Origin of the sequence: Promineifilum sp. (SeqCode) (assembly GCF_041918635.1) — a bacterium.
Taxonomy (GTDB): Bacteria; Chloroflexota; Anaerolineae; order Promineifilales; family Promineifilaceae; genus Promineifilum.
In genome coordinates this window covers 1-7,410 of sequence record NZ_JAYRVJ010000581.1, presented here as the reverse complement: position 1 = coordinate 7,410, position 7,410 = coordinate 1, and the positions used below count along the sequence as shown (strand labels likewise).

Annotated in this window: 6 protein-coding genes; 2 read left to right on the top strand and 4 right to left on the bottom strand. The window is 67.4% G+C overall.

Translation table 11 applies throughout. The features are described 5' to 3' along the window. Both ACE3UY_RS17295 and ACE3UY_RS17290 read right to left on the bottom strand, forming a co-directional pair. Positions 1–1,120 (bottom strand): LacI family DNA-binding transcriptional regulator (locus tag ACE3UY_RS17295; protein ID WP_374688735.1); only part of this gene is annotated, 1,120 nt, incomplete at its 3' end. Between the two features lie 109 nt (positions 1,121–1,229). Then, entirely contained in the window at positions 1,230–2,912 is a 1,683-nt protein-coding gene (locus tag ACE3UY_RS17290; RefSeq protein ID WP_374688734.1) for a methylmalonyl-CoA mutase, read from the bottom strand. Between the two features lie 285 nt (positions 2,913–3,197). On the opposite strand from ACE3UY_RS17290, the gene rlmN reads away from it, so the two are divergent. Beyond that, positions 3,198–4,295 carry a 23S rRNA (adenine(2503)-C(2))-methyltransferase RlmN gene (gene rlmN / locus ACE3UY_RS17285; RefSeq protein ID WP_374688736.1) on the top strand — a complete coding sequence of 366 codons (1,098 nt, stop codon included), beginning with the start codon at positions 3,198–3,200 and terminating at the stop codon, positions 4,293–4,295. A gap of 101 nt (positions 4,296–4,396) precedes the next feature. Here rlmN and ACE3UY_RS17280 read toward each other — a convergent pair whose 3' ends face one another. Next, positions 4,397–5,101 (bottom strand): queuosine precursor transporter, encoded by a 705-nt coding sequence (locus ACE3UY_RS17280; protein WP_374688733.1) that lies wholly within the window; start codon positions 5,099–5,101, stop codon positions 4,397–4,399. Between the two features lie 232 nt (positions 5,102–5,333). Further along, a complete protein-coding gene (locus ACE3UY_RS17275) occupies positions 5,334–6,014 on the bottom strand; it encodes a thiamine diphosphokinase (protein WP_374688732.1) in 681 nt (226 codons plus the stop codon). Between the two features lie 122 nt (positions 6,015–6,136). Between ACE3UY_RS17275 and ACE3UY_RS17270 the strand changes: the two genes are divergently transcribed. After that, a partial coding sequence (locus tag ACE3UY_RS17270; RefSeq protein WP_374688731.1) for a S49 family peptidase occupies positions 6,137–7,410 on the top strand: 1,274 nt, incomplete at its 3' end.

The window sequence follows — 7,410 nt, the reverse complement described above, 5'->3', positions numbered from 1 at the left end:
CCTGTGCGACGAGAGGCGGGTCGCCAAGATGCCCTACTGCGGCCGTAGCTACGGCGGCCGTGGCCACGGCCGCCGTGGTGGCGCGGATGATTAGCTCGGTGGGCAGGATGACGTGGCTGATCTCATCCTGGGCAGGGAGCTGCGCATCGAGCGGCCAAGGATGGTCGGGCAAAGGGTCGTCGTTGGCGGCGATACAGTCGAGGAGCAGAGCCGCGCCGCGCGCGCCGGAGTCATAGAGGGGCTGGCGCACGGTGGTGAGTTGGAAGTATTGGGCGATCTCGACGTCGTCGAAGCCGATGACGGAGAGGTCATCGGGGACGCGGAGCGCGCGCTGTTGGGCCGCCTCGAGGACGCCAAAGGCCATGGTGTCGCTGTAGGCGAAGATGGCCGTGGGCGGCTCAGGCAGGTCGAGCAGTTCGTGGGCCATGCGGCGCGCGTCGCGCCAGCCGTATTGGCCCTGGCGGTGGTATTCGGGCCGCAAGGGAAGGCCGGCTTCGCGCAAGGCGTGGCAGTAGCCCTGGAAGCGGTCGTGGACGGGTTGAAAGTGGAAAGGGTTGTCGTCGAGCGTCTCGCCGATGTAGGCGACGCGACTGTGGCCCAGGGCGATGAGGTGCTGGGCGGCCAGACGGCCGCCGGCGACGTCGTCGATCTGGACGGTGGGCAGCCCGTCGTGGTGAGCGTCGATGAGCACGGCCGGGACGCCCAGCGTCCGCAGGCGGGCGACTTCGTCGTCGGTGGGCGGCAGAGAGAGGATGAGCAGTCCATCGAGTCGTTCGCCGCGCGGCAGGGCGCGCAGACACTCGTCGCGCCGGGCGACCGTTTCGACGTTGTAGAGGATGAGGTCATAGCCGGCAGCGGCAAGCACGTTTTCGATCCCCTGAAGTCGTTCGACGTAGGACCGCCGGGTAAAGAAGGGGGCAATGACGGCGACGGCCATGGATTTGCCCCGGGAGAGCCGGCGGGCGACGGAATTGGGGGAGTAGTCGAGGGCGCGAATGGCGCTCAGGACTTTGTGGCGGGTCTCGTCGCTGACGAGAGGGCTATCATTGAGGACGCGCGAGACGGTGCCGACGCCGACGCCGGCCTCCCTGGCGACGTCCCGAATGGTGACAGCAGCCACTTCCCCTACCTTGCCGAAACCGGAGACTGGTGAAAGCAGATGGTGTGGAACCGGTTCCAGTCAGACAGACTATACAGGAAACAGTAGGCTTGTCAACAGATGAATTATTTCATATCCACGTCGGCTCGTCGTAGCTGCCGAACACCTCGCGGAAGACGTCGGTGATCTCGCCCAGGGTAGCGTAGGCGCGGACGGCGTCGAGGAGGAGAGGCATCGTGTTGGCTGTGCCCTGGGCGGCGGCGCGCAGGGCGTCGAGGGTTTGGCGGACGCGGTCGTTGTCGCGCTCCTGCCGCAATTGGGCCAGGCGGGCAAGCTGGCGGTCGTGGCCCTGAGGATCCATCTTGAGGAGGGGGACGCGCAGTTGTTCGTCGGGGTCGGCGTAGGCGTTGACGCCGACAATGGCGCGGTCGCGCCGATCGATCTCGCGCTGGTAGCGGTAAGCGGCGGCGGCGATCTCCTGCTGGTAAAAGCCGAGGTCGATGGCGGGCAGGACGCCGCCGATTTCCTCTACCTGCTGCCAGTAGTCGTAGACCTGGGCCTCGATCTTGTTAGTCTCATGCTCGACAAAGAAGGAACCGGCGAGGGGGTCTACGGTGTTGACGACGCCGCTCTCCTCGGCGATGATCTGCTGGGTGCGCAGGGCGATAGTGACGGCCTGTTCGCTGGGGAGGGCGAGGGCTTCGTCGAGGCTGTTGGTGTGGAGGCTCTGGGTTCCGCCAAGGACGGCGGCGAGGGCCTGGAGGGCGACACGGACGACGTTGTTCTCAGGCTGCTGGGCGGTCAGGGAGACGCCAGCGGTCTGGGTGTGGAAGCGGCAAAGCCAGGAGCGGGGGTTCTTCGCCCCGAAGGTGTCGCGCATCTCACGGGCCCAGATGCGGCGGGCGGCGCGGAATTTGGCGATCTCCTCGAAGAAGTCGTTGTGGCAATTGAAGAAGAAGCTGAGGCGCGGCGCGAACTCGTCCACATCCAGCCCGCGGGCCACGGCCCAACGCACGTACTCCAGGCCATTGCCCAGGGTGAAGGCAAGCTCCTGGGCGGCGGTGGAGCCGGCCTCGCGGATGTGGTAACCGCTGATGGAGATGGTGTTCCAGAGGGGCATGTGGCGCGCGCCGAACTCGATGGTGTCGATGACGAGCCGCATGGACGGCTCCGGCGGGAAGATGTACTCCTTCTGCGCCTGATACTCCTTCAGGATGTCGTTCTGCAGCGTGCCGCCCAGCTTGGCCATGGGCACACCCTGCTTCTCGGCCGCGGCGATGTACATGGCCCAGATGATGGCCGCCGGGCTGTTGATGGTCATGCTGGTGGTGACCCGGTCGAGGGGGATGCCGTCGAGCAGGATCTCCATGTCGCGCAGGCTGCTGATGGCGACGCCGCACTTGCCGAACTCGCCCAGGGCCTGGGGCGCGTCGGTGTCGTAGCCCATGAGCGTCGGCAGATCGAAGGCGACGGACAGGCCCATGTTGCCCTGACTGAGCAAGTACTTGTAGCGGGCGTTCGTCTCCTCGGCGCTGCCAAAGCCGGCGAACATGCGCATCGTCCACGGCTTGCCGCGGTAGAGCGTGCTGTGGACGCCGCGGGTAAAGGGGTACTCGCCGGGGTTGCCCAGGTCGCGGCCGTAGTCCAGGTCGGCCACGTCGAGCGGCGTGTAGAGGCGCTCGATAGGCTCGCTGCTCGTCGTCAGGAAATGCTCCTTGCGCTCCGGCGCGCGGGCCAGGGTCTGGTGTAGCGTTGTCTCTTCCCAGCGGTCGCGCATCTCGGCCATTTCGGCCAGCTTGGCTTTGTCGTACATCGGTCCTCCAGAAGAAGAATCCACAGATTTCGCAGATTACGCAGATTTGTTGGAGGGGTGTGGGGCGTCTACGCTACCTGCACGCTCATTTGTTGGCGGTCGGAAATAGTACCGGGATTATAGCCCCGGGTTCGTAATCAGGCGATTCATAGCCGTTCTACGCGCAGGTGCGACCCACATTCTGTAGTGGGTCGCACCTAAAGATAAGGAGAAAAGGCGATGAATCGCCTGACTACGAACGGCGCCCCATTGAACCATACCCCTAACCCGGCTACAATGGCCGCGATGGCGAGCGAGAACCACGGCCCCACCGACCTCTACAACCTGAGCCGCGCCCAATTGCGGGAACGCCTGACCGCGTGGGGCTACAGCGACTACTACGCCGGGCTGGTGTGGTCGGCGCTCTACCGCGATCTGTCGCTGGAGCCTTGGGCAGCCGACGGCCTGCGGCCCGAGTTGCGCGAGCGGCTGGCGGCCGGGACGGTCGCCGGCGCGCTGCCGGCCCGCGGCCACGTGGACAGCGCCGACGGCCACACGCGCAAGTTCCTGCTCGGCCTGACCGACGGCCAGGCCATCGAGACGGTGCTGATGTACTTCCGCGGCCGGGCCACGGCCTGCGTCAGCACCCAGGTCGGCTGCGCCATGGGCTGCGTCTTCTGCGCCACCGGCCAGATGGGCTTCCGCCGGCATCTCACCGCGGGCGAGATCGTGGCTCAGGTCGTCCACGTCGCCCGGCTGCTGCGCGCGCGGGGCGAGGCGCTGCGCAACATCGTCCTGATGGGCATGGGCGAGCCGCTGCACAACTACGACGCGACGATGGCCGCGCTGGACACGGTGATGGACCACCGCGGGCTGGCTGTCGCCCCGCGCTTCATCACCCTCAGCACCGTTGGCGTCGTGCCCGGCATCCGGCGGCTGACCGAGGAGCGACGGCCGGTGCGCCTGGCGGTTAGCCTGCACGGCGCGACGGACGAGGAGCGCGCCCGGCTGGTTCCGCCCGCCCGGCGCTGGCCGCTGGCCGAACTCATCGGCGCCTGCCGGGCCTACAGCGAGACGCTGGGCCGGCGGGTCTTTTTCGAGTGGGCGCTGATCGAGGGGCAGAACGACGGCGCGGCGCAGGCCCACGCCCTCGGCCGTCTGCTGGGCGGCCTGGAGGCGCACGTCAACCTCATCCCGCTCAATCCGACGCTCGGCTACGATGGCCGGCCCACCGCCGGCCCGGCCGTCCGCGCCTTCCAGAGCGTGCTGGCCGAGTACGGCCTGCCCAGCACCGTCCGGCAGCGACGCGGCATCGACGTGGCCGCCGGCTGCGGCCAGTTGGCGACAGAGCGCGGGGGAGCGGGGGAGCAGGGGGGCGGGGGCGAAAGAACCCCTTCCGTATAGAGTGCGCATCCTTAGATGGGCGTCTTGGGCGGGCCGTCCGCATCTGAGGATGCGGGCTCTGATTCTCCCCTGCTCTCCCGCCCCCCTGCCCCCCTCAAACCCTACCGATCCGCCTCCTCGCGCGTGCTCCAATCCGGATCCGGCGTCGTGTAAATGAGCGGCAGGCTGATGATCGTCACGGCGAACTTCACGGCCACGTTGAACAGGAAGATCTGCCACACGGTAGGCCAGGGCAAGCTGAGGGGGTCGTCGGCCAGTCCCGGCAGTGGCCCAAAGGCGATCACGGTGAAGATGAGCGTGTCGATGGGGATGCTGATGCTGTTGCTGGTCAGCACCCGCGCCCACTGGTAGCGCGTCGTCACGCGGGTCACGAACCAATGGTAGACCTCGGTGTCGAGGAGTTCGCTGACCACCTCGGCCAGGATAGAGGCGATGACGATGCGCCAGATGGGGCCGAGAATGGCGCTGAACGAGTCGCCCAGACCCCACGTGGGGTCGCTGGGCACGCGGGCGGCCCAGGCCAGGTAGGCGGCCATGATGAGGTTGATGGCCGCGGCGGCGATAATGAGTGTCTGGGCGTTGCGCTTGCCCAGCACCTTGTGCACCACGTCACGCAGCGTAAAAGTGATGGGATAGATGAACGTGCCCATGTCTACGGCCAGCCCAAGCACCACACCGATCTTGAGACTGGCGATGTCGGCCAACATCTGCGCGCCGACGTAGGCCGCGGGCACGAGGATCGCTACCCGGCCGATGGCGACGGCCGCCGCGCGCGGGGCGGGGGCCGACGAACTGATTCCACTCATGCTGTTCAATCTCCTTGTTTTGTTTAGGCGGGAGCTGCGACCGCCGGGGGAAGTATGCAGTGGTGAGGGGCGGGTGGCAAGGGGCAGGTGGCAGGTGGCACAGGATTCTTATCCTGTGGGCGGCGGGGGAGCAGGGGAGCGGGGGAGAATCAGAGTCCGCATCTGAGGATGCGGACGGCTTGAGCGCAAAACGCGCATCTGAGGATGCGCACTCTGTACGGTAGGGGTTCTTTCACCCCTGCTCCCCCGCCCCCCTGCTCCCCTGCACTCCATGGACACACAACAACATTCCAGCCCCCAACCTCACAACAGCTAACTCCCCCATCAACTCGTTGCTGATACCGCGGGCCGGGCCGAAGGCCAGCGTCTCGTCGCGCAGCGGCCAGCGCAGGCCGGTCGTCTCGACCACGCGCGCCGGGCCGCCCAGGGGAATGAGTGAGACGGTGTCGCCCGGCCGGCCGTCGATCCGCGTCTCGTCCGTGACCAGCCAGGCCGACTCGCGCGCCTCGACGAAACGCACGGGGTGGCCGGTGAGGTCGGGGTGAGCCAGCAGCAGGATATTGGCCAGCGTCTGATCGAGCCGGCCGCCAAAGCCGCCCAGGATGAGCAGTTCGCAGTCGGGGAAGCGCTGCCGGGCCAGGAGCAGCGCCAACTCCAGGTCGGTGGCGTCCTTGGCCGCCGGGTAGCGGATGACCTCGGTCTCCCAGCCGGCCAACTCGGCCGCCACACCGGGGGGCAGCGAGTCCAGATCGCCGATGAGCACGTCGGGGCGGCGGCCCAGGGCCAGCAGGTGGCGCAGCCCGCCATCAGCGGCGATGACGGCCCGCGCCCGGTCAAGGTAGGGGGCGATCCAGGTCGTGTCGTCGAGCACGCCGTTGGCGAAAATCAAAACAGAGGTGCGGTCGGTCTTCATAGCAATTCGTCCGGTGACGGTGTGGATTATACCGGACAATCTCAGGCAGAGACGCAAAGCGCGCAAAGATCCCTTTTCTTCTTTGCGCGCTTTGCGTCTTTGCGTGAGAATCTTGATTGACAATGAACAACCAAGCGCCAGAATCCAAGCCGGTCAACGGCTTCTCATCCGACCTGCGGCGCGAGTGGCGTCAGACCCGCCAGGCGCTCGCCGACGGCTGGGCGACAGCCGGGGCCGATCTGCGCAACGCGCTGCGCCGCGCCCGCCATGCCCGCGTCGATTACGTGGTGCTGCCCATCGGCGGCTCGCTGCCGGAGCGCAGCGGCCCGCCCCGCGGCTTCATCGAGCGCCGGCTGCCGCTCCCGCCCGATCCCTTCAGTCTACAACAGTTAAACGAGCGACTGCGGCGCGTAGCCGACGCGGAGAACACGCGCGGCGTCGTCTTCATCTTTCGCGGCTTCGCGGCCGGGTTGGCGACGCTGCAAAACTTTCGCGCCGCCGTCGCCCGGCTGCGCGCCGCCGGCAAGGAAGCTATCGCCTATACCCCCCACCTCGACCTGTCCCACTACTACGCCGCCACAGCCGCCGACCGCATCATCGTCCCGCCCGGCGCGCACTTCGAGGCGCTGGGGCTTTACACCGAGATCACCTTTCTGGGTGACGCGCTGGCTCGCGTCGGGGTGCAGGCCGACGTCGTCCAGATTTCGCCCTACAAGACGGCGATGGACCGCTTTAGCCGGAGCGACCTCTCGCCCGAGGCGCGGGAGCAACTGAACTGGCTCCTGGATGATCAGTTTGACATGCTGGTGAGCGACATAGCCGCCGGCCGCGGGCTGGAACCGGATGACCTGCGCCGGCTCATCGACCGCGCGCCCTTCACAGCCGAGGAAGCCCGCGCCGCCGGATTAATCGACGCCGTTGCTTACGACGATGAACTGGCGACCCTGTTGTGCGGCAAGCCGGCCGCGGCCAATGTAGACCCCGTGACCACTGCCGAACCCGCCAGCGCCGCGCCGTCCATAGCCGGACGAGTGACGCTGAAAACGTGGCGCGAGGCGCGCGGCCTGCTGTTGGAGCGGCCGCGCCGCCGCACACGCCGCTTCGTGGGCGTGGTCAGTCTGGAGGGGCTGATCGCTACCGGCCCCAGCCGCCGGCCGCCCATTGACCTGCCCATCCCGCTCATCGGCGGGGCGACGGCCGGGGAGCAGACGCTCGTGGGCCTGTTACGGCGGGTCGAGAAGCTGGACGACATGGCCGCGCTGGTCTTCCACGTCGATTCCGGCGGCGGCTCGGCGCTGGCCTCGGAGTTGATCGGCCGGCAGATCGAGCTACTCTCCGCCCGCAAGCCGGTCGTTGTCTACATGGGCAACATGGCCGCCTCCGGCGGCTACTACGT

What these genes read in the sequence shown, in the direction of transcription:
- ACE3UY_RS17290 (WP_374688734.1), bottom strand. Translation starts at nt 2,912, where the DNA reads ATGTACGACAAAGCCAAGCTGGCCGAAATGGCCGAGATGCGCGACCGC.
- rlmN (WP_374688736.1), top strand. Translation starts at nt 3,198, where the DNA reads ATGGCGAGCGAGAACCACGGCCCCACCGACCTCTACAACCTGAGCCGC.
- ACE3UY_RS17280 (WP_374688733.1), bottom strand. Translation starts at nt 5,101, where the DNA reads ATGAGTGGAATCAGTTCGTCGGCCCCCGCCCCGCGCGCGGCGGCCGTC.
- ACE3UY_RS17275 (WP_374688732.1), bottom strand. Translation starts at nt 6,014, where the DNA reads ATGAAGACCGACCGCACCTCTGTTTTGATTTTCGCCAACGGCGTGCTC.